The sequence below is a fragment of the Shewanella sp. 125m-1 genome (assembly GCF_052977065.1).
The window spans coordinates 1-27,000 of the sequence record NZ_JBRILT010000024.1; the positions used below are offsets into that span (position 1 = coordinate 1).

The window sequence follows — 27,000 nt, forward strand, 5'->3', positions numbered from 1 at the left end:
GGGTGACTGATGGGGTTCGAACCCACGACAACCGGAATCACAATCCGGGACTCTACCAACTGAGCTACAATCACCACTGATATTTCCTACTAACAAAACTGCCGTTTCCATTCTGGTGCACCCAGAAGGATTCGAACCCTCGGCCTCACCCTCCGGAGGGGTGCGCTCTATCCAGCTGAGCTATGGGTGCCTGCCTTGTTAGCGGGGCATATAATAGGTTTTAAACGCCCTGCCGTCTACACTTGTTTTGCTTTTTTTATGTATTTAATGTCCGTTCGCTCAAGATTTGAGTCATTCGCTCGGTTTTATACCAAAAAGCGTCAAAATAATGACTTGGATATGAGCTTATTTCATGTTATCAATATGCATTAGTCCAAATCCTAACCAAATTTAAAAAATAGTGATTGGCGGAAAAGCATGTTTAGGGAAGATTTATCTCAGTCTAAAAGCACACTGAGGTTACATAAAAGGATTACTCGTTTAAAAGCCTTAGCGCTAAAATACAAACGAGCTGAAATTACTCAAAATGCTCTACTGGAGCTCTCCAACTTTGCGGCGAGTGTAACCACACCTGCAGAGTTCTATTCGGCGCTACATCAGTCGATCAATAAACTGATCCCTGCTGATAATTTTTTCATCGCAACCCTAAATTCGAAAACATCAAAGATCGAAGTACCATTCTTTCTCGATGAAAAAGATCACCATCCAAATGATTGCTACCCAGAAGACCTCTCCGATACCTTATACAGTGGGTTAACTGGCTATGTACTCAAGACTCAGCAGCCATTGATCTGTAATGATGAGACCTTCCAGCATTTGATTGAATCAAAGCAGATCACTGCTCGTGGTAGTGATTGTCACCAATGGATTGGCACCCCGATTAAAAGTGCCGAAAGCACCATAGGTGTATTGGTGGTACAGAGTTACAGCCCAAATATCATCTATAGCGAAATAGAAATAGAGCTCATGAATTTCATTAGCCATCATATCTCGGGTGTGATTCAGCGTTTAGAAAATCAAGAGCAGTTAGAGCTCGCGATTGATACTCGCACCCAAGAGTTGAGCATTGCTTATAACAAGCTTAAACAAGAAGTGTATGAGCGCCGCCGTGCAGAACGATTACAAAAATCACTATTTGAAATCGCTGATCTCGCTAATTCCAATATCGACAGTCAAGAATTCTACAGCGAAATTCATCGCGTCATTAGCCACTTATTACCAGTGAACAACTGTTTTATCTCATTGCTAAACGAGCAATGCGATGAGTTAACGTTCCCGTATTTCGTCTCTCAGTTTGAAATCCCCGAACCAAAGCCCCGTAAATTAAGCGATGGCTTAACTGAGTATATCTTACTGAATCACAAGCCTAGGTTACTCGATAGAGAGGATATCAAAGCACTTATAAAGACCGGAGAGCTATACAGCGAAGCACCTGAACTCAATGATACCCAAGAGATCAACCAGTGGATTGGTGTACCGCTATTTATCCACGGCAAGGTGAGTGGTGCGCTGACAATTTACAGCTATAACTATAACCAACATTACCAAGAGAAAGATCTAGAGCTACTCACCTTCGTTTCCCAGCATATTGCGACAGCAATAGAGAAGAAGCATTCGGCTGAATCACTCAAGCTCAGCTACGAACAACTCGAAGACAAGATCAATCTGCGAACACAAGCGCTAGCCAGTGCTAATAGCGATCTTGAAAAAGAGATTAGTCAGCGAAAACGCATTGAGCGCCAGCTCGTTCATGATGCAAAACATGACAACCTAACCGGTTTACCCAATCGTTCCATGTTTATGGAGCGCTTAACCCAAGCAATAAAACATATACGTAGGCACAGCCTAGAGAAGTTTGCCGTGTTATTTATCGATATGGACAGGTTTAAGCTGCTAAACGATACATTAGGGCATCTTGAAGGCGACCGCTTTTTAATTGAAACCGCCAAGCGCCTGAACCTGTGTATCCGTACCAACGATATGTTGGCCCGCTTAGGTGGAGATGAATTTGTGATCTTACTCGATACCATCAATGGCCAGGAAGATGCTAAAGATGTCGCAGAAAGAGTGCTTGCTGAACTCTCTCGCCCATATCAGCTTGCCAATCAACAATTCAACTCAAGTGCCAGCATCGGCTTAGCCATGAGTGGACAAAGCCGTTCCGACACCAGTGAATCGATATTGCGTGATGCCGATACCGCGATGTATCAGGCAAAATCTCAGGGGAAAAACTGCTACGCCATATTCAATCACGGTGCAGATAAGCAGCTAATCAAAGATATTAAACTCGAAAACGAACTGAAAAGTGCGATCAATAATAAGCAGCTGCAATTAAGCTATCTGCCCATTATGGCGTTAGATGCTAAGCAACATATTGCGTTTGAGCCAAGACTCTTCTGGCATCACCCAAGCTTAGGCAAGGTAAAGCAGGCTCAGCTGCATAATATTGCAGAGCATTGCAATATGGTCATTGAACTCGATAATTACCTGCTAGCACAAGTGAATCAAAGTGCAGAAATGATGGAGCAAACCTATGGTGATGAGTTTCAACTGCAACTCCCTATATCAAGCCAACATCTAAACCATAAACACGCACTAAGGGCACTTAAAAACAAGCTCAAACAGTGCCGCTTCAATAGCAAAAAAATCACCCTGTTTTTTAACGAAAAGGCCTTTGTTCAAAATACCAATAATCATATTAGTGCCTTCGAGAGTCTGGCTAAACTTGATATTAACTTGGGGATAGAAGCTTACGGTAGCGCCCATAGCGCCATTAGCAGCCTCACCTTCCTACCAATAAAAGCGTTAAAGCTTGACCCTAGCTATACAGCCCACTTAGAGAGCAGCCAGCATATTAAGTTAATTACGGCTTATTTTTATGCCGCGCAAGCGCTAGAGCTGGATGTGTTCGCGGTTGGAGTCAATACCCTACAGCAGTGCCAAATATTACAAGATATCGGCTTTACCAAAGGGCAAGGTGTCGCATTAGGTCAGGTCATTGAGTTGGCTAAAAACACTATAACAATCAATCAAGCTAAAGTGTGCGCATAGCACTAGTATAGTGCCCATGCGCGCAGTGATTGATTAGCAAGTTGTAATAGCCAAAGTGTAATCGTTCAGTTACTTGTTTTTAAACATATCCCTAATATTGGCGATGTTGGTTTTGCCTGACTGCTGACGCTGCTCTACCGTTTGTGCCGGTTTGCGATTTTCCCAAATCAAATCATCTTGAGGCAGTTCCATCAAGAAGCGGCTCGGTTCGCAGCGAATCGTTTCACCAAACTGGCGTCGCTCACGGCAGATCACAAACCACAGCTCTTTTTGTGCGCGCGTAATACCCACGTAAGCTAAACGCCTCTCTTCCTCAACGTTATCTTCATCGATACTACTTTGATGCGGTAAAATCCGCTCTTCTGCGCCCACCATAAACACATAAGGGAACTCCAAACCTTTAGAGGCATGCAGTGTCATTAACTGTACTTGATCGCCCCCCTCATCCTCACTATTACGCTCCATCATGTCACGCAATGTCAGACGAGTGACCACCTCAGGTAGCGTCATGCCCTCATCCAGTTCATCACCTTCGAGCATTTCTGTCACCCAACGATACAGTTCTGAAATGTTCTTCATCCGCATTTCAGCCGCTTTAGCACTCGTGCTGGTCTCGTACAGGTAATCTTCGTAGTTAATCTTACGGATTAACTGCTTAACAGCCTCAACAGGGTCGCCACGCTCGGCGCAGTCACCCGTTTCAACCACAAAACGGCCAAATTGATACAAGCTTGACATGGCTGCAGGCGGTAACTCATGGTTTAAATCCGCCTCAAAGATCGCAGCAAACATAGAGATCTGCTTCTTATTGGCAAAGTTACCTAAACGCTCAAGTGTTGCTGGGCCAATCCCTCGCTTAGGGAGGTTAACAATACGCAAAAACGCATTATCGTCATCAGGATTCACGATTAAACGTAAGTAAGCCATGATGTCTTTAATTTCAGCACGACCAAAGAAAGAAGTACCACCACTTAACTTATACGGAATACGGTTGGTCATCAGTGCACGTTCAAGTAAACGTGACTGATGGTTACCACGATACAAAATCGCATAATCGCCAAAGCTTGTTCGCCCAACGAACTTATGACGGATCATTTCGGCTATGACTCGCTCCGCTTCTTGCTCTTCATTGGCAGCTATCAATACCCTAATGGGCTCACCATAGGCTAACTCACTGAATAAAGCCTTGTCGTAAACGTGAGGGTTATTAGCGATCAAGATGTTGGCGGCGCGCAAAATTCGTTGGCTAGAGCGATAATTCTGCTCTAGTTTAATCAGCTTTAATCTTGGAAAGTCTTTACCCAAGAGCACCAAGTTTTGCGGCTTAGCACCACGCCACGAGTAGATAGATTGATCATCGTCACCTACCACAGTAAACCGCGCACGCTCACCCACCAGTAACTTCACCATCTCATACTGACTGGTGTTGGTGTCTTGGTATTCGTCCACCAGCATGTATTGAATACGGGTTTGCCAGCGGGTTCTAACCTCTTCATTTTGCCTAAGCAGTAAAGTAGGTAATAAGATCAAATCATCAAAATCAAGCGCGTTATAGGCCTTCATATGCTGAGCATAACGTTGATACAACAAGGCAAAAAGTTGCTGTTGCTCGTCTTTAGCTATTTTTCGAGCTTGCTCAGGAATAACAAGATCACCTTTCCAATTAGAAATGGTACTGGCTAATAACTTAAGCAGATCTTTATCTTCGTCTAACTCATCTTGAGTCAGCTCTTTTAGCAGTGCAAAGGTATCTTGGTCATCAAACAGTGAAAAGCCAGGCTTTAAGCCCACGACTTTATGTTCGCGCTTGATAATCTCAAGCCCCAATGTGTGGAAGGTCGAGATCCATAATCCACGCGCCTCTTTGCGCCCCATAGACTGCGACACACGCTCTTTCATCTCGCGCGCCGCTTTATTAGTAAAGGTAACGGCAGCAATATTGCGTGCTTTGTAGCCACACTTTTCCACCAGGTAAGCAATTTTATTAATAATTACTCTGGTTTTGCCACTGCCAGCACCTGCAAGAACTAAGCAAGGGCCACTAACATAGTGAACGGCATCATTTTGTCCGGGATTGAGCTTCATGGGTGCGTTATAACCAAGATATTAAGGAAGGCTGTAAAACAGCAATAATAGCAGAAAGGCTTCAGGGATCGGAAAAGTTATCGACAATATCTCGACTGTGTTTATTAGTCACTCTGTTTTTCATTAATGTACTTATGAGCTTAATCACATAAAAGACAAAGTACTTAACACTGCTCTATTGCCAAGTTTTTGGATGAAGATTACACTAATGAATGAACGTTCATTCATTTAGGCAATACCATGCACAATAAATACGATCTCATTCTTCGCGCAGCAGAAAAAATTATTGCAGCAGGTGGTATTCAAGGCTTATCCATGCAATTGGTAGCCACCGAAGCTGGCGTAGCAGCAGGCACTATCTATCGCTACTTCAAAGATAAAGACCAGCTTATCCTTGAACTCAGAAAAGATGTGCTATCACAAGTTGCTAGCGCCATATTGGAAGACCATCACATAGGTACGATTGAGCAAAGATTCAAACGGATCTGGATGAAAATGTACAACTACGGAAAACAGCCCTCTCCAGCCAATTTAAGCTACGAGCAATATGCCAATCTTCCGATGATCAATACCCAAGAGATCCGCCAGTTAGAGATGCAGCTTTTCGCACCACTGCAGCAACTATTTGAACAGGGAAAAGCCCAAGGGCTAATCCAACCATTACACCCACGCATGCTTTACGCACTCGCGATGGAACCCGCGATGACCATGGCACGAACTTGCAGACGCGGCCTTATTGATTACCAACCTCAAGATATTACTTTCGCTTGCGATTTATGCTGGCGAGCCATACTCATCCCAAATACAACTACAGCGACAATCTAAAGGAGTTTCAGGACATGAAAAAATGGAGCCTAGTGATGATTATCATCGCAGTACTGGCCTTCGGTTCAGTCATTGGTTTTAATCTTTTTATAAAAGGAAAAATCGCCAATGCCATCGCTAATATGCCTGAAGCGGTGGCCCCAGTTACCGCAGTGGATGTCAAACAAAGTAAATGGCAACCAACAATCAACGCCATTGGATTTGTCGAGCCTAATCAAGGTGTGACCATTGCTAACCAAGTCTCTGGTGTGGTGTCTGCTATCCGCTTTGAAAATGGTAGTAAAGTTGAAGTCGGCCAAATGCTTATCGAGCTAGATTCTAAGGTAGAAAAAGCTAATCTTAAGAGCAAACAGGTTCAACTACCAGCAGCAGAAGCTGACTTTAAGCGCCTGAGTAAACTCTACAAACAGAACTCAGTCTCTAAACAAGATCTTGATAATAGCCAGTCTAAGTACTTAGCCTTAATGGCCGACATTGAAAGCTTAAGTGCCACAATAGATCGACGAGAGATCCAAGCTCCTTTTACGGGCTTAGTCGGTATTCGCAACGTCAATCTAGGTGAATATCTACAAACGGATACCGATATCGTCCGCCTTGAAGATATCAGCACCATGAAGCTGCGCTTCACCATTCCACAAACCCAGCTATCTCGCATTGAGACCGGCCAAAAAGTACACGTCTATGTGGATGCATACCCTACCGAGACATTTGAAGGCATTATCACAGCCATTGAGCCCGCAGTCTTCTATCAAAGTGGCTTAGTTCAGGTACAAGCTCAAATCCCTAACTCTGACCGCAAACTACGTAGTGGTATGTTCGCAAAAGTCGACATACAGCTGCCAGAACTTACTCAGCAAGTAGTACTGCCGCAAACGGCAATTAGCTTCACCCTTTACGGTGATTCAGTTTACGTGATTGAAGAGATCACTGAAAATGGCGAACAAGTAAAACGCGTTAAGCAAGTCAACGTCAAAGTGCTTGAGCGTAACGATGTCAATGCATTAGTCAGTGGAACAATAAAACCTGGCGACGTTATTGTTACCTCTGGTCAAGTCCGCTTAAGTAACAATAGTAAAGTCAAAGTGACTGAGGATGATGCACTCACCCCTCCAGCCACATTGCCAATGCTGTAAGCGGAGGATCTAGCGATGCGCTTTACAGATATATTTATACGTAGGCCAGTATTGGCGGCCTCAATTAGTTTTCTGATATTACTGCTGGGATCCTATGCCCTTAAAAGCATGCAGATACGTGAATATCCAGAAATGACCAATACCGTTGTGACGGTAACCACCAGCTACTATGGTGCCGACTCTAATTTGATCCAAGGTTTTATTACTCAACCGTTAGAACAAGCATTAGCTCAGGCTGACAACGTTGATTTCATGACATCAGACAGTTTTTTAGGAAGCTCAAAAATTTCTGTCTACATGAAGCTCAATACCGACCCCAATGGGGCTTTGGCGGATATTCTGGCTAAGGTAAATTCGGTACGTTCTCAGCTGCCAAAAGAAGCCGAAGACCCAACAGTAGAGATGTCTACTGGTGCGCAAACCTCAGCGCTTTACATCTCTTTTTATAGTGAGCAGATTAACTCAAGCCAGATAACCGACTACCTAGAGCGTGTCGTTAAACCTGAGTTATTCACTATCGATGGGGTGGCTAAAGTTAACCTATATGGCGGCATAAAATACGCTATGCGTATATGGTTAGATCCAGCGCGGATGGGAGGTTTTAACCTATCATCAACTGATGTCATGAACGTCTTGCAGGCAAATAATTACCAGTCTGCTGTTGGCCAAACCAATAATACCTTCACCTTACTCAACGGCACCGCTGACACTCAGGTTGCTACCGTTGATGAGTTAAAAAAGCTGGTTATTGGTAGCAATAACGGCATGGTGATCCGCCTAGGTGATATCGCGGATATTAATCTAGAAAAGAGTCACGATGTGTACCGCGCATTAGCCGATGGTCAAGAAGCCGTTGTAGTCGGCCTTGACGTTACCCCAACAGCCAACCCATTAATCGTGGCTGCCGATGCACGAGCAATGATGCCTCAAATCGAACGCAGCCTACCTATTTCGATTAAGGCACGTATTCTTTATGATTCATCACTGGCTATTGATGAATCGATTAACGAGGTGATTAAAACCATTGCTGAAGCTGCACTTATTGTTATCGTGGTTATCACGCTGTTTTTGGGTTCATTCAGAGCGGTTATTATTCCAATTGTAACCATTCCACTGTCTTTAATCGGTGTCGCCATCATCATGCAGATGTTTGGCTTTACCCTTAACTTAATGACACTACTCGCGATGGTGCTCGCCATCGGTTTGGTGGTCGATGACGCTATTGTGGTGGTTGAAAACGTCGACCGTCATATCAAGCTTGGCGAACCGCCTTTTAGAGCTGCAATTATTGGTACTAGGGAGATTGCAGTTCCCGTTATCTCAATGACCATTACCCTAGCCGCAGTTTATGCGCCTATTGCCTTAATGGGCGGAGTGACAGGCTCGCTGTTTAAAGAATTTGCGTTAACACTAGCTGGCGCGGTATTTATCTCGGGGATCGTCGCGCTGACGCTGTCACCGATGATGTGCTCTAAAATTCTTAAGCCTCACTCAACACCTAACCGTTTTGAGAGTAGCGTTGAGCACTTTTTAGAAGGCTTAACCAGCCGCTACAATCGTATGCTTACCGCTGTACTTAATAAGCGCCCGGTCGTCATCGCCTTTGCTGTTATCGTATTTGCTTCACTACCTGTCATGTTTAGCTTTATTCCATCAGAACTGGCTCCCAGTGAAGATAAAAGTGTGGTGATGATGATGGGCACCGCACCATCGAGTGCCAATCTTGATTATATCCAAGCAAATATGAAAATCGTCACCGACATGATTAGTGCGCAGCCAGAATCTGCGGCATCGCTTGCATTCGTCGGTGTACCAAGTGCCAACCAAGCCTTTGGTATTGCACCTCTTGTGCCTTGGAGTGAGCGAGATAAAAGCCAGAAGCAGATGCAGGAACTCTTCGGCAAAGAGGTGAAGAATGTTCCCGGCATGGCGGTAACTACCTTCCAGATGCCTGAGCTTCCTGGTGCATCCAGCGGACTGCCGATTCAATTTGTGATCACCAGTTCCTCGTCATTTGAGAACTTATTCCAGATTGGTTCTGGCGTGCTTGAACAGGTGCAAAAAAGTCCACTTTTCGTCTATTCAGTAATCAACCTTAAATTTGATTCTGGCTCGATGAAAATCCACATCAAACGCGATGTGGCTGGTGCTTACGGTATTACCATGAAAGATATTGGCCTAACATTAACCACCATGATGAGTGATGGCTACGTTAACCGTATCAACTTAGACGGTCGCTCGTATGAGGTGATCCCGCAAGTTGAACGTAAACTACGTGCCAACCCTGAAGCGCTGGCCGGTTATTACTTAACCGCAGCCGATGGTCGCTCTATTCCGCTATCTAGCTTAGTCGATATAGAAATCGTGTCAGAGCCACGTTCACTGCCACACTTTAACCAGATGAATGCGGTTACTATCGGGGGCGTAGCAGCACCTGGCGTTGCAATTGGTGATGCTATCGCTTTCTTACAGAATATCGGTGATAACGATCTTCCTAAGGGGTATAGCTATGACTTCCTCGGTGAAGCGCGTCAATATGTCACCGAAGGCACAGCACTTTATGCCACCTTCGGTTTGGCATTGGCCATTATCTTCTTAGTACTAGCGAGTCAATTTGAGAGCCTTAGGGATCCACTGGTGATCTTAGTCTCTGTACCGCTCGCCATTAGTGGTGCCTTGGTCGCTTTAGGTTGGACCCATGTTTTCGGCTTATCGTCGATGAACATCTACACTCAGGTGGGTCTTATCACCTTAGTCGGTCTTATCACTAAGCACGGTATTTTGATGTGTGAGGTTGCAAAAGAGGAACAGCTACATAATGGCTTGAATAAACTCGATGCCATTAAGCATGCGGCAACTATTCGTCTTCGTCCCATCCTAATGACGACTGCCGCGATGATAGCGGGTCTAATTCCGCTCCTATTTGCATCGGGTGCAGGCGCTGCAGCTCGCTTTAATATCGGTCTAGTGATTGTGTCAGGGTTAGCTATTGGCACTGTATTTACCCTGTTTGTACTGCCGGTTATTTACACCTATATCGCAGAGAGGCATCAACCTCTACCGGTATTTGATGAAGAGTTGAATAATACTGACCAGACTAAAGCACATGCTTAACATCTAAGCGCTAGATATTAATCTTAAAGAGCCTGTATTAATTGCAGGCTTTTTTATGCTAATTAGCCGCCTCAGCAAAAGCGGCGAATATTTTGGCAATATCAATTGCCTCAGGTACAATCACTGCCATAAAGCATTAAGCACTTGAGCGGATACAGACAATGATTAACCCAAAGAAAATTGAAGAAGTCGCAAAGCAATTGAGCGAGAATCTTCCTAGTGGATTAAAGCAGTTTGCTGGCGAATTTGAAGAACGCAGTAAGCAAGTTTTGCAAAATCAACTTCAAAAATTAGACGTAGTATCACGTGAAGAATTTGAAGTTCAGCAACACGTTTTGATTAGAACTCGTGAAAAGCTTGAAGCACTTCAAGCTCAAGTTGACGCACTTGAAGCCAAACTCAATTCAGCTGACTAACCACAACTAAACTGATTTAACGCCACGTTTACAGCGAATGGCGAAATCAGCAATAATAAAAAAGGGCATCTCTTCAGATGCTCTTTTTATTAATACTCCTCATGTAATCAGAGATATCGCTGCGAGTACTCACCGTTTCATAACCGTAAAACAATCACAACTAGGGCGTATTTAGGTACTGCTAGTATGGTAACTCACAATTAAACAAAAGCTATTCACCACGGAGATCACGGAGAAGAGCCACAGCCAGTTCTACATCTTTTCCTCTGTGTTCTTCGTCAAAGCACAGCCTTCCGTAGTGAGTGCAGTGCTTTGTCAAAAGCTAGCACCAATCCAAAAAATGAATGCAATCAGCCTTCATTCGAAAGTCAGCACTGCTCACTTTCACTGAAGAATCGCTAATATGAATTAGGATTAATTTACACTTCATGCAAGTGCTCTAGTATAGCTGCGCACTGGCAGGTAACCTTGCCCAAACCATCTGCTTGTTAATCATCTACTCGTTAATTATCGACGGGTAGTCATTCACATACTGTTTTGAGGCCCTGCTTTGAACAAATCCTCTTTTCCGCCTCATCACACTAACAAAGCGCTCTTGGCTGCTTGGGCTGTGTTACTGGCCATTCCCGCTACCATCTACTTTAGTGCGGCGAGCTTATTTCCGACTATCGCCTTAAACTCAAATTTGGCTCAAGCGCTATATTGGCTAACCAGTACAGGTACTGCGCCCTATGGCATTATTACTGGGATACTTATTCTGCTTGCCTGCTATCGCAGCTTAAACCATCAGCAATTTATGCAACTGGTGCTAGCGGTGTCCATTAGCATGGCTGCAACGCTTAGCCTCAACCACTTTCTTAAGCCCTACTTCGCCGAGGCTCGGCCCAACGCCGTCTTACTAGAACAAGAATACCTGCTTAATACCCAAGATTTTTATCAACAATCTAAAGCCGATAAAAGACAGCGAATTGGCACTGCCATTCATCAGTTAGAAGTCGCCCGCCCAGATCTAAGCTTAAGCCCTTCAATCAAACGCCATTGGCAACATGAAGTCGGCTATGCCTTCCCTTCTGGACATACACTCTTTGCCGTCACACTGGCATTAACGGTGAGCTTCTATCTACTCGTAGCAGGGCAAACCTTACTGCCGTTGATATTATTTGGCTGGGCGATTGCGATGGGACTTAGCCGTATGCTACTGGGAATGCACTGGCCCCAAGATGTTCTCGCTTCAACTGCCATAGGTGGCAGCATCGCCTTTAGCAGTATCTATTTAACTCAAGCGCTATGGCCAAAAATAAATAATCGACTTGGATCTCGCCTAAAAACAGCTTAACAAAACCTATCAGTATCGACAGAGTTAAACCCTACCGAGCTGTAGGGTTTATTAACCTGCCCGCTTGCGCTTGATCTCAATTGCGGTATTCTGCCAGCAAACAAAATAATACTTTGAATAAACCCAAACTATTAACTCAAAACGATTAACCCAAACTTTGATGAGACCCAACCATGGCTGAACTGCAATTAGACAAGATTGACCTGAACATTCTCAAACTGATGCAGCAACATGGCAAATTGTCTAATCAGGAGCTGGCCGAAAAAGTCGGCTTGTCGCCTTCTCCTTGCTCAAGAAGGGTAAGATCCCTAGAAGAGGCTGGCTACATTGCAGGTTACGCCACCTTGCTCAGTGCCGAGCACTTCGATCTCGCACTTACGGCCTATATTCAAATTCGCTTAGAAAAACACTCCACCGATATTCTCGATGCCTTTGAAGAGAAAATAAGTAGCTATGATGAAGTACAAGAGTGCTGTCTACTCACGGGTAGCGATGCCGACTATCAAATCAAAGTGCTGGTTAGCGATATGAAACAATTTAAAGTCTTCCTGCTCGATAAGCTGACCTCCAACGATCATATCGCTGGTGTACGCTCAAGCTTCGTGTTGAAACAAGTGAAAAACCAAACCAGCATTCCACTGCCTATTTAGCTCTCTTTTTGTTTAACCTCGCTAGTTATCGTTAGTTATCGGCGGCAACATCTGCCGCCAAGCCCTCGCCATTACGACTATAATCTGTGCATTCAGTCCCATTTTCCTAATTAATCGCAGCATGATTTTATTGCGCACAGAGATAGATAAATCAGACGTCACGCAACCAGATATCAATAAAAAGCAAAAAATAAATAAATTACGTCAAAATAGTTCAACAATAAGAAATAAACTACCAACAAACTATAATAAAACGAGAATTCAAAGCGTTGACGTGTCATTTTAAAGCACTAGTATGCGCGCTCTTCTATCAGAAAGAGAGCTCCAATGAGTACAGTAAAACAAGGGCATTTTAGCTCGAAGATTGGCTTTATCATGGCCGCGGCAGGATCTGCTGTCGGTGTGGGTAATATCTGGGGGTTTCCCACTCAAGCTGCAACACATGGCGGCGGAGCTTTCTTGCTTGTTTACCTATTTCTGATCTTAGTACTCGGTTACCCCATGCTAATGGCAGAACTGATGATAGGTCGACATGGGCAAACCAATCCCGCCGATGCCATGGCCAATTTAGCTAATCGCCCTCTGAGTAAGAAAATAGGTAAGGCAATCGGCTTTATCTCTATCATGACCGCCACTCTAATTTGCACTTTCTACAGCATTTTATCGGGCTGGTTTGTCAGCTTTGCTATCGCCCCCGTTGCCGAATTAACAGGCCAAACTCAAGCCGCCGCATGGTTGATGGACTTTTCATTATCGCGCAACATAGTGTTCACGCTTATCTTTATTGCCATGGTCATTTTAGTGATCCGCCAAGGTGTACAAAAAGGCATTGAACGCTGGTCAAAACGTCTCATGCCGATGCTATTGCTTATCTTAGTCGCTGGGGTGATTTATATCTTAATGCAGCCAGGTGCGATGCAAGGTTTAGAGGTGTTATTAATCCCCGACTTCTCCCGCGTGTTCGAAGCCGATGTATTGATTGGTGCCCTAGGACAAACCTTCTTCTCTTTAACCATAGGCACAGCGGCTATGATGGTTTATGGCGCTTACTTAAGCCAAAAAGAAGATCTTGCAAAGCTAACCGCCTACGTGACACTCACCGATACCTCTGTGGCCTTTCTAGCGGCGCTAATGGTGATCCCAGCGATGTACGTGGCGCAGCATAACGGCGTACAAATTTTTGCAAAAGACGGTAGCCTATTAAACTCTGACACCTTAGTGTTTACCGTTCTGCCAGCCCTGTTCGACACAATAGGTGGCCTAAGCCAGTACCTGCTAGCCATTATCTTCTTTATTTTAATGACGATTGCAGGACTCACCTCTGCCATCTCAATTGTCGAGGTGCCCACCAGCTACTTAGTTGAAAAAACCAACTTAAGCCGTGATAAAGCCACCTTGATAGTGGGGAGTGTCATTGCGCTGTTATCTCTGGTTGTTGTATTTAATTTTGAGACACTATTTAGCTTTATGATCACCCTCACCACAGAACGGGCTCAGCCATTAATTGCTCTTGGTATCGCCATCTACTTAGGTTGGGTATGGAATCGAAATCAACTGATTAACGCTATTGCCCAGCAAGAGGGCGTCAATCCTAATAGCCTGTTTTGGAAGGTATGGCCTTGGTATGTTAAGTACATCTGTCCGTTGCTTATTATCCTGATCATTGTGCAGCTGATTAGCTAAGCTCAATTGAAAGCTTAAATACAAGTGATAACTTAAGTTCAACAGTAATAATCACTGATATCAAGGGGCGAGTTAATCGCCCCTTTTTTGTACGCCCCGCCCTGAAATAGTGAGGTGAGTCACACCCACCTGTGACCCTTTGTCGCACCTTGGTACAAATTGGTTTGCCGTCTTTATAAAGCCCTGTAAAACAGGCAAAAAATAAATAACGATAAGCAAACTATGATGAACAAGAAAAACATATTGGCGATCCCAGTCGTCACTTTAGGGTTGATTTCAAGTCCCGCTTTCGCCGAAAGCACCGCAAAAAGTACCGAGTCAGAGCCCGTTGAGCGCATTATTGTCACTGGTGAGCTGATGAAAGATCCCACTAAGACTTATACCGACCCCAAAAAGCCACGCCTACCGCTACCCGCTTATGATGGCGCGGGTTTTTTAAAGACCATTCCAGGTTTTAGTATTGGCCGCAAAGGGGGAGCTGGCGGAGATCCAAGTCTGCGAGGACTCGGTGGCTCACGCTTAAGTATTGTAGATGATGGCCAACATGTTTATGGCACCTGCGGTGGACGAATGGACCCACCAACCGCCTATATTTACCCAGAAGCCTACGACAATATTACTGTGATTAAGGGCCCGCAGACGGTTAAATATGGTCCAGTTGGCAGCGCGGGTACAGTGCTATTTGAAAAAGACCGTCACAGTTTTGATGAGCCGGGTTTAAATGGCCGCGCCAGCATGACGGCAGGAAGTTTTGGCCGATCAGACTATCTCGTGGAGTTAAAAGCCGGTGATGAGCAACACTACTTTGATATGGATGTTAACCAGTCATCGAGCGACCATTATAAAGACGGTGACGGCAATAAGGTGCAATCCAGTTATGACCGCTCAAACTATAACTTAGCCGTTGGCTGGACGCCGACCGAAGAGACCGTTCTAGAGCTCGCTTATGGCAGTTCATCAGGTGAGGCCGAATATGCCGACCGCGCTAATAAGGCCCGTGAGATCAGTAATGAAAATCTCACGCTTTTGCTGCAGCATGAGTTTGATAGTCAATGGATAGATGCCATCGAATTCCAAGCCTACGCTAATGAAAATGACCATGTAATGGATGAATTCGATCAAGGCATAAATTCAGGTACCAACGTTAGGCGTGGCACTAAAGGCGGACATTTTTGGGCTGAATTCACCTTAGCCACAGACTGGTCCTTAACTGCCGGTACTGACTACATGGATAGCCTTCACAAAGGTCGCAGTATTAATCCGGCAGTTCCTGCTGTTCCTGGAAATAATGGCTTAGACGATCTACTCAACAAGCCATTTAAAGACAATATGCGCTATCAGGCTACGGGGCTTTTCCTAGAGTCGGCTTACAAGATGGGCGCAGGTGAGCTATTTGCTGGTGTACGCTATGACCATTGGAAAACTGAATTGATGGTCGGACAAACAGGTGAGCGTAGCGACGATCTGTTCAGTGGCTATGGCCGCTATGAGCTCGCTTCAGGAAACAGCCAATACTACGCAGGTGTTGGTCATGCCCAGCGCATGCCTGATTATTGGGAGATCATGAAGTCGGATATTAATAATCTAAGCCAAAAAGCATTTGATCTCGCACCAGAAAAAACTACCCAGCTGGATATTGGTTGGATTTACGAAGCCGATATCGCTATTTCAACATCGCTATTTTACGGAGAGATCCGCGACTACATCTTAATCGATGCCAACACTAAGCCCACTTCAGCTTACAACATCGACGCTACCGTTTATGGCGGTGAGATTGCAGCAACAATTCCGCTAACTGAGCATTTCTCAACTCAAACAAGTGTCAGCTACAGCCATGGAGACAACGACACTGCCGGCACACCACTTGGGCAAATTCCTCCACTTGAAGGCCGTATCACTCTTGATTACCAATACGACCAGTGGACAGCAGGTCTGCTTTGGCGCTTAGTCGCAGCCCAAGATAGAGTTGCCATTGGCGAAGGTAACATCTCGGGTCAGGATTTAGCTAAAAGCAGCGGATTCGGCACGCTCGCCTTTAACGCTAGCTGGCAGCACAACGAAGCATTATTAGTGAGCTTCGGCGTAGAGAATCTATTTGATATCACCTACGCCGAGCATATTAGCCGCTCAGGTGCTGGCAACGATATTCCAGGAAGCTCGCCGATGTTTCAGGTCAATGAGCCTGGCCGCACCGCCTGGATAAAAGCCGATTACACCTTCTAGTACAGCTAATAGCGATCAGATTGAAGCTAAACAAAAGTACCTAGCAGGTTTAAGCGAACAGAAGGCCGCTCATTAGAGCGGCCTTCTTTTCGCTTGTTGTTAGTCTACAAACTAAGCCAATACTTCTTCTAATGCTTTAAGGCAAAGAGCGACGTTTTCGCGGCGCGCACCATAACCCATCAAGCCGATACGCCAGGCTTTACCCGCAAGCGCACCAAGACCAGCACCAATCTCAAGGTTGTAGTTTTCTAATAACTGCTTTCTAACCTTAGCGTCATCAATGCCATCTGGAATATAAACAGCATTCAGTTGAGGTAAGCGCTCAGCTTCTGCCACCACAAATTTAAGCCCTAAACGCTGCAAGCCGTGACGCAGCACTTGATGCATATCGGCATGACGCTGCCAAGCAAGTTCGAGCCCTTCAACTGACAATAAGCGTAGTGACTCATGTAGTGCATAAAGCGCATTCACTGGCGCTGTATGGTGGTAGCTTCGCTTACCATCACTCGATGCATCCCAGTAACCCATCACTAAGGTTTGATCTAAGAACCAGCTTTGTACTGGTGTCTTACGTGCCTTTAACTTGGCAACAGCTGCAGGCGAAAACGACACTGGCGACAAGCCCGGCACACAAGATAAGCACTTCTGGCTACCAGAATAAATAGCATCTATGCCCCACTCATCTACAAGTAGCTCAACTCCACCTAACGAGGTCACCGCGTCGACTATCGATAGACAATCATGCTGTTTTGCCAGCGCACATAAGGCTTTAGCATCTGACAGTGCACCGGTTGAGGTCTCTGCATGCACAAAAGCTAAGAATTTTGCATCTGGATTTGCCGCTAATGCACTGGCAACTAAGTCGGTATCTACCGCCTTACCCCACTCATTATCAACAACAACCGCAACGCCGCCGACACGCTCAACGTTCTGACGCATACGCTCGCCAAAAACGCCATTACGGCAAACAATTACTTTTTCACCGGGCTCAACCAGATTAACAAAGCACGTTTCCATACCGGCACTACCAGGCGCAGAGACAGCAAGCGTCATCTCATTTTTAGTCTGAAAGGCATACTGGATAAGTGCTTTAAGTTCATCCATCATCTCGACAAATAGCGGGTCTAAGTGACCAATGGTCGGCTTAGATTGAGCAGCGAGCACCTCAGGGTATACATCTGAAGGCCCTGGCCCCATCAAAGTGCGACGTGGCGGATTAAATGGCTCGATAAAAGGTGCGGGTAACATGATATTTCCTCTAAAACTTCTCGTTTTGATAAGGTTAAGGTGTGACCGCTGCCATGCTGCTATAACGATACATATCGCCAAGCCTAGGTGTTAGTCAGTCTTTAGTGGAATATTATTATTGTTCTATCTTAATCAGCGTAAAAAACGACTCGAACAAAAAGCGAGTTAAGCAACCATACTACAGAATATGTTCCAATATTATCAACTTACTAACCGATAAAAATTATTTCCTATTTCCCAAGGTATACCCGCCCATAAAAAAGGCAGCATCATAGTCAATGAGGCTGCCTTTTTGTTACCTAACCCGCTAATTACGATTATCTAAAAATAAGCGGTAGGCTGGGCTATGGGTTTCCTCTTGATAGACGAAACCTAACTCAGTTAAAAACTGCTGAAAAGCCAAAGCATCACTTTGTGGCACTTCAAAACCCGCTAAGACTCGACCGTACGCCGCGCCGTGATTACGATAATGGAACAAACTGATATTCCACTTACTCTGCAAAGTCGTTAAAAATTTAAACAGCGCACCTGGGTGCTCTGGAAATTCAAAACTAAATAAACGCTCCTCTAATGGCTCCGGCGGATGCCCACCGACCATATAGCGCACATGCAGTTTAGCGGTTTCGTCTTGCGACAGGTCTTGCACTTCAAAGCCTTCAGACTCGAGATTCGCGATAATCTCATCTAGCTCAACTTGCCCTTCTGTCAACCGAATGCCAGCAAACACCACCGCCTTGTCACGACTGCTAAAGCGGTAGTTAAACTCGGTCATGGCGCGCTTATCCAGCAACTCACAAAAACGCAGGAACACTCCCGGACGCTCTGGCACTTTAACCGCTAAAATTGCCTCTTTTTGCTCGCCTAATTCACAGCGCTCTGACACATAACGTAAGCTGTGAAAATTCACATTAGCGCCACTTAAAATAGCGCCCACTTTCTCGCCTTTACCCTTAGTGCCAATGTATTTTTTCAGCCCCGCTAGCGATAACGCGCCGGAAGGTTCAGCAATCGCACGGGTGTCTTCGAAAATATCTTTCACCGCCGCGCAGATTTCATCAGAGGTCACGGTGATCACATCATCGACATACTCACGGGCTAACCTAAAGGGCTCAGCGCCGATTTGTTTAACCGCAACGCCATCTGCAAATAGACCTACTTGCGGTAAGATCACCCGCTCATCAGCCTCAAGCGCCGCTTTTAAACACGCTGAATCTTCAGGTTCAACACCAATAATCTTTACCTGGGGCATCACCGCTTTGTAATAAGCAGCAACACCGGCAATCAGGCCACCGCCACCAACTGGCACAAATACCACTTCGAGATCGCGCTGCTGTTGCACCATCTCTTGCGCTACCGTGCCTTGGCCAGCAATCACAGCTTCATCATCAAAAGGCGCGACATACACTCGGCCTTCATTCTTAGCAAGGCTCTGTGCATAAGCGTTGGCTTGATCGAACGCTTGCCCATGAAGTACCACCTCACCGCCTAAACGCCTTACCGCATCCACCTTAATATCGGGGGTCGTTTCAGGCATCACGATAACCGCACTAATACCACGCGCCGACGCCGACATCGCCACGCCTTGAGCATGATTACCGGCAGAGGCGCAAACCACGCCGCACTCACACTCCTGGGCAGTTAACTCAGCAATTTTATTGTAAGCACCACGCAGCTTAAACGAGTGCACAGGTTGCAGATCTTCACGCTTTAAAAAGACCTGACAGCCCAAACGCGCCGACAACTTATTAAGGCTCGACAGCGGGGTGACTTTAGCCACGTCGTAAACCGACGACAGTAAAATTTTCTGCAAATAATAATGGGCTAAATCCAGTTGCGATTGTGATGCTAGAGCCAACATAAACTACCTCTTTTATCCGGTAAAATTGCTTAAACCAATTTGCTGGCATCGCGCACAGCGCCTTTATCGGCACTGGTTGCAAGTAACGCATAGGCTTTAAGCGCCAAGGAAACTTGTCTTACACGACCAAGTGGCTTCCACGCATCTTTGCCAAGCGCTTCCATCGCCGTACGGCGCGCCGCGAGTTCAACATCGCTTATCGCAAGCTTGATTGAACGGGCTGGAATATCAATCTCAATGCGATCGCCGGTTTGCACCAAACCGATAGTGCCCCCCGCCGCCGCTTCTGGTGAAACATGGCCGATAGATAAACCCGAAGTGCCACCCGAGAAACGGCCGTCGGTGATCAGCGCACATTGAGTGCCTAGGCCACGAGATTTTAAGTAACTGGTTGGATACAGCATCTCTTGCATACCTGGGCCACCTTTAGGGCCTTCGTAACGAATAACCACCACATCGCCAGCAACCACTTCACCGCCCAAGATCCCAGCAACGGCGTCATCTTGGCTCTCATAAACCCGAGCACTACCGATAAAGGTGTGGTTTTCAACTTCAACACCCGCGGTCTTAACGATACAGCCATCAAGGGCAACGTTACCCGATAGCACAGCCAAACCACCTTCTTGGCTAAAGGCAAACTCACGGCTACGAATACAACCTTCTTTACGGTCATCATCAACACTGTCCCAGCGGCAATCCTGGCTAAAGGCTTTAGTGGTTGGGATACCTGCAGGCCCTGCTGAGAAGAACTTACGCACCGCGGCATCATCGCTTTGGGCAATGTCATATTTAGCTAATACCGCGGCAAGGTTTTCGCCTGCAACGTGGTAGGCGTCATTATGCAATAAGCCCGCACGATCAAGTTCGCCTAAAATCCCCATAACACCACCCGCGCGGTGTACATCTTCCATGTGATATTTAGGCGTAGACGGCGCCACTTTACAAAGGTGGGGGACAAGGCGAGACAGACGATCGATATCTGCCATAGTGAAATCAACTTCCGCTTCATGCGCAGCTGCTAACAGGTGTAATACGGTATTACTTGATCCGCCCATGGCGATATCCAGCGTCATCGCATTCTCAAACGCGTTAAAGTTGGCGATATTGCGTGGCAATGCCGATTCATCATCATGCTTATAATAACGAGTCGCTAAATCCATAATACGGCGACCCGCCTCAAGGAATAACTCACGGCGATCAGCATGAGTTGCAAGCATTGAGCCGTTACCCGGCAAAGATAAACCAAGCGCTTCGGTTAAACAGTTCATCGAGTTGGCGGTAAACATGCCAGAGCATGAGCCACATGTTGGGCACGCGCTGCGCTCAATCTGTTCACTATCTTCGTCGGAGACGCGATCATCTGCCCCAGCCACCATGGCATCGACCAAATCGAGTTTAATGATGTTGCCTGAAAGCTTAGTTTTACCCGCTTCCATTGGTCCACCAGAGACAAATATCACTGGGATATTCAGTCTGAGTGATGCCATCAACATGCCAGGGGTGATCTTATCGCAGTTTGAGATACACACTAATGCGTCGGCGCAGTGTGCATTAACCATGTATTCCACACTATCGGCAATGAGTTCACGTGATGGCAAGCTGTACAGCATACCGCCATGACCCATGGCAATACCGTCATCGACTGCGATGGTATTAAACTCTTTTGCAATACCACCCGCTTCTTCAATTGCGCCTGCAACCAAGGAGCCCATATCTTTTAAATGCACATGGCCTGGTACAAACTGAGTAAAGGAGTTAGAGATAGCGATAATCGGCTTACCAAAGTCGTTATCTTTAACACCCGTCGCGCGCCATAATGCACGAGCGCCTGCCATATTACGGCCTTCGGTACTGGTTGCTGAGCGTAGTTTTGGCATTGCTTTATCCTTGTTTTAAAGAAGGGTTGAGGTCCTAGGTCCTAGGTCCTAAAAAATCTGTCACACCTTCTATTTTCTAATTCGTTAACCTGAGATATCGTTCTCAGCTTTTATGTTTCGTCTAAGCTTTCCGGCTCTTTACCGTCTTGGTTCGTCCGGCCTTTCCGAACGCGGTTCATCTTAGCTTATGCTTTCCTAGGACCTTTCTTAGCTTTTCCTAGCACCTAGGTTCTAGGTGCTAGGTTCTAGGTTCTGCTTTTCCATTTTCCGTCAGTGAGCAAGCGAACGTTCCGCTATCCGTTAGCGAAGCGTTCGTCTTAGCCTCTGCTTTCCTAGGACCTTTCTTGGCTTTTCCTAGCACCTAGGTCCTGCTTTCCCGGCCTTTCCGTCAGTGAGCAAGCGAACGTTCCGTTATCCGTTAGCGAAGCGTTCGTCTTAGCCTGTGCTTTCCTAGGACCTTTCTTAGCATTTCCTAGCACCTAGGGCCTGCCTTTAACCTTCTAAAGCCTCCAACCAACCCCATTTATCTTCGGTTTCACCGCTAAACAGGCCGAAGAAACTCTGCTGGATCTCTTTGGTGATCTCGCCGCGTTTACCACTGCCCACTTCGATGCGATCAACACTGCGCACCGGTACAATTTCAGCTGCAGTACCTGTCATAAAGATCTCATCAGCAAGATACAAAAACTCGCGTGACATCTGCTCCTCCACCACTTGATAACCTTTATCTCTGGCAAGGGTCATAATAGTGTCTCGAGTCAGCCCCATCAGAATAGCGGCTGTTGCTGGCGGGGTGTAGATCTTGTTCTTTTTTACCACAAAAATATTGGCACCAGCAGCTTCGCTCACTAATCCATTGGTATCAAGTGCAATACCCTCATCGAAACCATTACGCTTAGCTTCAGTAGAGATCTGCAAAGACGATAAATAGTTACCACCAGCTTTGGCACCGGTTGGAATGGTATTGGGCGCGAGACGATTCCAAGAGGTTACCGCCACATCCACCCCGGCATCCATGCTGTCTTCACCTAGGTAGGCTCCCCACGGAAAAGCGGCCACTAATAAATCGCACTGAGCATCTTTCGGTGGAGTGATCCCCATGCCCACATCGCCATAAAAAGCTAAAGGACGAATGTAGGCACTCTTTAAGCCATTATCTAATACTGCGTCGCTACATGCCTGCATGACATCCTCGAAGCTGTAAGATATTGGCATACGGTAAATTTTTGCTGAATCAAACAGGCGCTGAACATGCTCTGTTAAACGAAACCCTGCAGGGCCACGGTGAGTATCATAAACTCGAATGCCTTCAAAAACTGACGTGCCGTAGTGCAGCGCGTGAGACATAACATGAACCTTAGCATCACCCCAAGGCATCATTTCACCATTGAACCAAATTAACTCTGCTGTTTTAGCGGCCATATTCTCACCCTTTATGTTGTTCTAATGCTGCTGTGGTATTGCTTACCAATACTTGGCAATCAATCACATCAATAAGCTTATTTATTTGATTAGTTAGTAAGCCGATTTCACGCTCACTTTCCACCAGCATATCGATGCTGGTACTGTTATTACTATTGAGCTGCATGCTCAAGTTAGCGACCTTAAAGCCACGATGGCGAGCTACGCGTAGCACGCGCTCTAACACTTCAGGTTGTTGCTGCACGTTTAACGCTAATGAGTAGTTGTTCATATTCAGGCTCTCCATCTTGCTTTATCGCTCATGCTCTTATGCTCATGCTCTTATGCTTATGCTAAATGCTTAAGTGCTTTAGTGCTTTGTTTCAAACTCACCGCTTTTTGCCGTTAAGTTTGCTTATCCATCTCTTCCATCATGTCCTGGTTTGACGCCCCTGGTGGCACTAATGGCCAAACGTTATGGGCATCATCAATCGATACATGCAGTAAAAAAGGCCCTTGGCTATTGAGCAGTTGATCCAGCCCTGCTTCGACCTCACACGCTTGAGTAATATTACGACCCGGGATATCAAATGCCGATGCCATCTTGACGAAATCAGGGTTGTCAGACAGATCCGTTTCACTGTAACGCTCTTCAAAAAACAGCTGCTGCCACTGCTTCACCATGCCTAGTTTTTGGTTATCAACCAGTAAGATTTTGACCGGTAACCGCTTACGCTTGATGGTGGTGAGCTCTTGCACATTCATCATAAATGAGCCGTCCCCCGAGACCACAACAACAGTCGCATCTGGGCGCGCCACTTTAGCGCCTATGGCAGCTGGCAAGCCAAACCCCATAGTGCCTAGACCCGCACTGGATAGGTGATCTTCTGGGCGATTGAAAAACATGTGCTGCGCTACCCACATCTGATGCTGGCCGACATCACAGGCCACTACACTATCTTGGGGCAACTTATGCGCAAGACGATTAAGCATAGCAGGGGCGTAAATAAGCTCGCCCGGACGGTCATAACGCCATTGATGCTCATGCTTCATCTGCTCAATCTTGGCTTGCCACGGTGCAAACTGCTCGCCTAAATGTTGAGTTAACAGCGGTAAGATCTGGCGTAGGTCACCCGCAATTGCCACTTCTGGTAGACGTAACTTGCCTAGCTCCGCAGCATCGATATCAAGATGGATCACCTTCGCGTTTGCAGCAAAGCTGGCTAAACGCCCTGTCACTCTATCGTCAAAACGTGCCCCCACCACTATCAGCAGATCGCACTCTTGTACCGCAAGGTTAGCTGCCTTTGAGCCATGCATGCCCAGCATCCCCAAATAACCCGGAGTCTCTAACGTGATTGAGCCTAACCCTTTTAGGGTGGCTACCGATGGGATCCCGGTGACCTTGATAAACTCACGAAGTGGCTCAACCGCGCTCGCCATGCCGACACCACCACCCACATATAGCATGGGCTGCTTTGCTTGTTCGATAAGTTGGCGCGCTTGCTTAATCTGTTCTGCAGTGTGCTCTGGCTCCACGCTAACCGCTTGCAATGGCGTCTTGTATTCAAGCATGGCGATTTGCACATCTTTAGGAATATCAACTAAAACAGGGCCTGGGCGACCCGATGCGGCTATCTCGAAAGCTTTATAGAGTGTAGGAACTAACTCATCGACATGGGTCACCATAAAGCTGTGCTTAGTACACGAAAGTGACAGACCTAAAACATCGATCTCTTGAAAGGCATCGGTGCCGATAACCGCAGTAGAAACTTGCCCCGTAATGGCAACCACTGGCACAGAATCTAACAGAGCATCAGCCAATGAGGTCACCAGGTTAGTCGCACCTGGGCCTGAAGTGGCAAAGCACACACCGGTTTTGCCACTCGCTCTAGCGTATCCCACGGCAGCAAACGCCGCGCCTTGCTCGTGTCGGCTTAGAAGGTGCTCTACTGGGCTGCCGTAGAGGGCATCATAAATCGGCATAATCGCGCCACCAGGGTAACCAAACACAGTGGTCACGCCGTGTGCGGCAATCGCCTTTATGACTGCATCTGCGCCTCGTATCATCTGCCCTTGCTCCATCTGCCTCTGTTCCATCTATCAGCGCTCCATTACAATTAACTTATTTCTTAAGGGATTAGATAGAAGCTTTGCTTTTACTAAGCCCTTAAACGAAAAAACCCCCGTTCCTTTCGGAGCGGGGGTTTTTGCAATCTTAAACCTAGTTTAGGTGTGTCGATTCCATATGCGCGGCCCCCGCTGTGATTTAATAATCACCACGGTAATAATCACAATAATGAGCTGGGCAGCTTGGTTAAACATATTCGACTGGCTTCCTAATCAGGGTCTTTGCTTAAATTCAGTACATTAAGGAATAACACAAAGCCTATAAAAAACACAATAAAAAACTTTTATCATCAAAAATTATCATCTTGTATAAGCGGTTTAGGCCGCCAACTGCATCGAAATAAATGATGTTCTGCCTGACGTAATTAATGTCATTAAGGTATTAATCGTTAATGATTTATAGAAAAAATTTTTGCCTCTAATGCCGATTTAAGACACCAAGAGTCTGCACAAACCTATGTGTAGACTCTTAGTAAAAAGTCATTAGCTTTCTTCTACGATACGCTTCATTTCAGTCATGTAACCGCGAAGCTCTGCACCCACTTCTTCAACTGCTGTGTAGCGAATTGCCGCGTTGACTTCAATTAAACGTACGTTATCGACGCCATTGCTGGTGTCTTGCAAACCACCACCTAGGTACTCGGCAGACATATTAGCAACGTAGTCTTTTAGCAATGGTAATGCCGCATGGTTGAATAGGTAACAGCCGTATTCAGCGGTATCTGAAATCACCACGTTCATCTCATACAAACGCTTACGTGCAATCGTATTAGCAATCAGCGGTGTTTCGTGCAGTGACTCATAGTAAGCCGACTCTTCGATGATGCCCGCTGCAACCATGGTATCGAACGCCAATTCCACACCGGCTTTGATCATCGCAACTAAGAAAATACCTTTATCGAAATACGCCTGCTCATCGATATGTTCATCGCATGTTGGTGCATTTTCAAAACCTGTGTCGTTGGTTTCGCTACGCCACTTAAGCAAGTTCGCATCGTCGTTAGCCCAATCAGCCATCATGGTCTTAGAAAATTCACCGCCAATGATGTCGTCCATATGCTTTTCGAACAAAGGCTTAAGAATAACCTTCAACTCTTCAGCCATATCAAACGCTTTGATTTTTGCAGGGTTTGATAGTCGGTCCATCATATGGGTGATGCCGCCATGCTTCAGTGCTTCAGTGGTGGTTTCCCAACCTTGCTGAATAAGCTTGGCCGCGTAACCTGGCTCGATACCGTCGGCAACCATCTTCTCGTAACCTAAGATTGCGCCCGTTTGCAGCATGCCGCACAGGATAGTTTGCTCACCCATCAGATCTGATTTCACTTCAGCGATGAAAGAAGAATGCAGTACACCAGCGCGATCGCCACCAGTTGCACTGGCATAAGCTTTCGCGATATCAAAACCTTCACCCTTAGGGTCATTCTCTGGGTGAACGGCAATCAGTGTTGGTACACCAAAGCCGCGCTTATACTCTTCGCGCACCTCAGTACCAGGGCACTTAGGAGCAACCATGATAACGGTGATATCTGGGCGAACCTGCATGCCTTCTTCAACGATGTTGAAACCGTGAGAATAAGACAGGGTTGCACCTTGCTTCATCAATGGCATAACCGTGTTAACAGCGTTAGTGTGTTGCTTGTCTGGCGTCAGATTTAACACCAAGTCCGCCTCTGGGATTAGCTCTTCGATAGTGCCAACACGGAAACCATTACCCGTCGCTTTCTGGTAAGAATCACGTTTTTCGCTAATGGCTTGCTCACGCAATGCAAAAGAGATATTTAGACCTGAGTCACGCATATTCAAGCCCTGATTAAGGCCTTGAGCGCCACAACCAAGAATAACGATGTTCCAACCCTTGATAAAGTTGCAGCCTTCGCTAAATTCACTGCGATCCATAAAGCGGCATTGAGCCAGCTGCTGTAATTGTTGACGCAAATTCAGAGAGTTAAAATAGTTAGCCATCTGAT

Annotated in this window: 17 protein-coding genes and 2 tRNA genes; 9 read left to right on the top strand and 10 right to left on the bottom strand. The window is 46.1% G+C overall.

The annotated features are described in order from the left end of the window. Position 1: 1 nt before the first annotated feature. Both ACVBIK_RS11895 and ACVBIK_RS11900 read right to left on the bottom strand, forming a co-directional pair. A tRNA-His gene (locus tag ACVBIK_RS11895) sits at positions 2-74 on the bottom strand. Between the two features lie 39 nt (positions 75-113). After that, positions 114-190, bottom strand: a tRNA-Arg gene (locus tag ACVBIK_RS11900). 227 nt (positions 191-417) lie between these two features. Here ACVBIK_RS11900 and ACVBIK_RS11905 point away from each other — a divergent pair. Continuing rightward, entirely contained in the window at positions 418-3,051 is a 2,634-nt protein-coding gene (locus ACVBIK_RS11905) for a sensor domain-containing phosphodiesterase (protein ID WP_447169764.1), read from the top strand. Between the two features lie 69 nt (positions 3,052-3,120). On the opposite strand, the gene rep is transcribed toward ACVBIK_RS11905, so the two are convergent. Beyond that, on the bottom strand, positions 3,121-5,136 hold the full coding sequence (rep, locus tag ACVBIK_RS11910; protein ID WP_447162127.1) for a DNA helicase Rep: 2,016 nt from the start codon (positions 5,134-5,136) through the stop codon (positions 3,121-3,123). A gap of 240 nt (positions 5,137-5,376) precedes the next feature. On the opposite strand from rep, the gene ACVBIK_RS11915 reads away from it, so the two are divergent. The 8 genes from ACVBIK_RS11915 to ACVBIK_RS11950 all read left to right on the top strand — a co-directional run bounded on the left by ACVBIK_RS11915 (position 5,377) and on the right by ACVBIK_RS11950 (position 16,516). Continuing rightward, positions 5,377-5,961: a TetR/AcrR family transcriptional regulator gene (locus tag ACVBIK_RS11915; protein ID WP_447169765.1), complete on the top strand. Its 585-nt coding sequence runs from the start codon at positions 5,377-5,379 to the stop codon at positions 5,959-5,961. A gap of 14 nt (positions 5,962-5,975) precedes the next feature. Next, a complete protein-coding gene (locus ACVBIK_RS11920; RefSeq protein ID WP_447162129.1) occupies positions 5,976-7,094 on the top strand; it encodes an efflux RND transporter periplasmic adaptor subunit in 1,119 nt (372 codons plus the stop codon). Positions 7,095-7,109: 15 nt separating this feature from the next. Next, positions 7,110-10,208 (top strand): multidrug efflux RND transporter permease subunit, encoded by a 3,099-nt coding sequence (locus ACVBIK_RS11925; RefSeq protein WP_447164570.1) that lies wholly within the window; start codon positions 7,110-7,112, stop codon positions 10,206-10,208. Between the two features lie 161 nt (positions 10,209-10,369). After that, positions 10,370-10,624 carry a ubiquinone biosynthesis accessory factor UbiK gene (ubiK, locus tag ACVBIK_RS11930; RefSeq protein WP_447162131.1) on the top strand — a complete coding sequence of 85 codons (255 nt, stop codon included), beginning with the start codon at positions 10,370-10,372 and terminating at the stop codon, positions 10,622-10,624. A 550-nt stretch (positions 10,625-11,174) separates the two neighbouring features. Continuing rightward, on the top strand, positions 11,175-11,960 hold the full coding sequence (locus tag ACVBIK_RS11935; protein ID WP_447164571.1) for a phosphatase PAP2 family protein: 786 nt from the start codon (positions 11,175-11,177) through the stop codon (positions 11,958-11,960). Positions 11,961-12,133: 173 nt separating this feature from the next. Then, complete coding sequence (locus tag ACVBIK_RS11940) at positions 12,134-12,610, top strand: Lrp/AsnC family transcriptional regulator (protein WP_447162133.1); 477 nt, start codon at positions 12,134-12,136, stop codon at positions 12,608-12,610. 327 nt (positions 12,611-12,937) lie between these two features. Further along, positions 12,938-14,293, top strand: coding sequence for a sodium-dependent transporter (locus ACVBIK_RS11945; protein ID WP_447162134.1), 1,356 nt, complete (start codon positions 12,938-12,940; stop codon positions 14,291-14,293). A gap of 225 nt (positions 14,294-14,518) precedes the next feature. Further along, complete coding sequence (locus tag ACVBIK_RS11950; RefSeq protein ID WP_447169766.1) at positions 14,519-16,516, top strand: TonB-dependent copper receptor; 1,998 nt, start codon at positions 14,519-14,521, stop codon at positions 16,514-16,516. 111 nt (positions 16,517-16,627) lie between these two features. On the opposite strand, the gene ACVBIK_RS11955 is transcribed toward ACVBIK_RS11950, so the two are convergent. The 7 genes from ACVBIK_RS11955 to ilvC all read right to left on the bottom strand — a co-directional run bounded on the left by ACVBIK_RS11955 (position 16,628) and on the right by ilvC (position 26,995). Beyond that, complete coding sequence (locus ACVBIK_RS11955) at positions 16,628-17,764, bottom strand: pyridoxal-phosphate-dependent aminotransferase family protein (RefSeq protein WP_447164572.1); 1,137 nt, start codon at positions 17,762-17,764, stop codon at positions 16,628-16,630. A gap of 307 nt (positions 17,765-18,071) precedes the next feature. Next, positions 18,072-19,622, bottom strand: a complete 1,551-nt coding sequence (gene ilvA / locus ACVBIK_RS11960; RefSeq protein ID WP_447162136.1) for a threonine ammonia-lyase, biosynthetic — start codon at positions 19,620-19,622, stop codon at positions 18,072-18,074. 29 nt (positions 19,623-19,651) lie between these two features. After that, on the bottom strand, positions 19,652-21,499 hold the full coding sequence (gene ilvD / locus ACVBIK_RS11965) for a dihydroxy-acid dehydratase (protein ID WP_447162137.1): 1,848 nt from the start codon (positions 21,497-21,499) through the stop codon (positions 19,652-19,654). Between the two features lie 492 nt (positions 21,500-21,991). After that, complete coding sequence (locus tag ACVBIK_RS11970) at positions 21,992-22,921, bottom strand: branched-chain amino acid transaminase (RefSeq protein WP_447162138.1); 930 nt, start codon at positions 22,919-22,921, stop codon at positions 21,992-21,994. Between the two features lie 4 nt (positions 22,922-22,925). Beyond that, entirely contained in the window at positions 22,926-23,192 is a 267-nt protein-coding gene (gene ilvM, locus ACVBIK_RS11975; RefSeq protein ID WP_447162139.1) for an acetolactate synthase 2 small subunit, read from the bottom strand. 113 nt (positions 23,193-23,305) lie between these two features. Further along, entirely contained in the window at positions 23,306-24,985 is a 1,680-nt protein-coding gene (ilvG, locus tag ACVBIK_RS11980) for an acetolactate synthase 2 catalytic subunit (protein WP_447162154.1), read from the bottom strand. A 528-nt stretch (positions 24,986-25,513) separates the two neighbouring features. Continuing rightward, complete coding sequence (gene ilvC / locus ACVBIK_RS11985; protein ID WP_447162140.1) at positions 25,514-26,995, bottom strand: ketol-acid reductoisomerase; 1,482 nt, start codon at positions 26,993-26,995, stop codon at positions 25,514-25,516. Positions 26,996-27,000 lie beyond the last annotated feature (5 nt).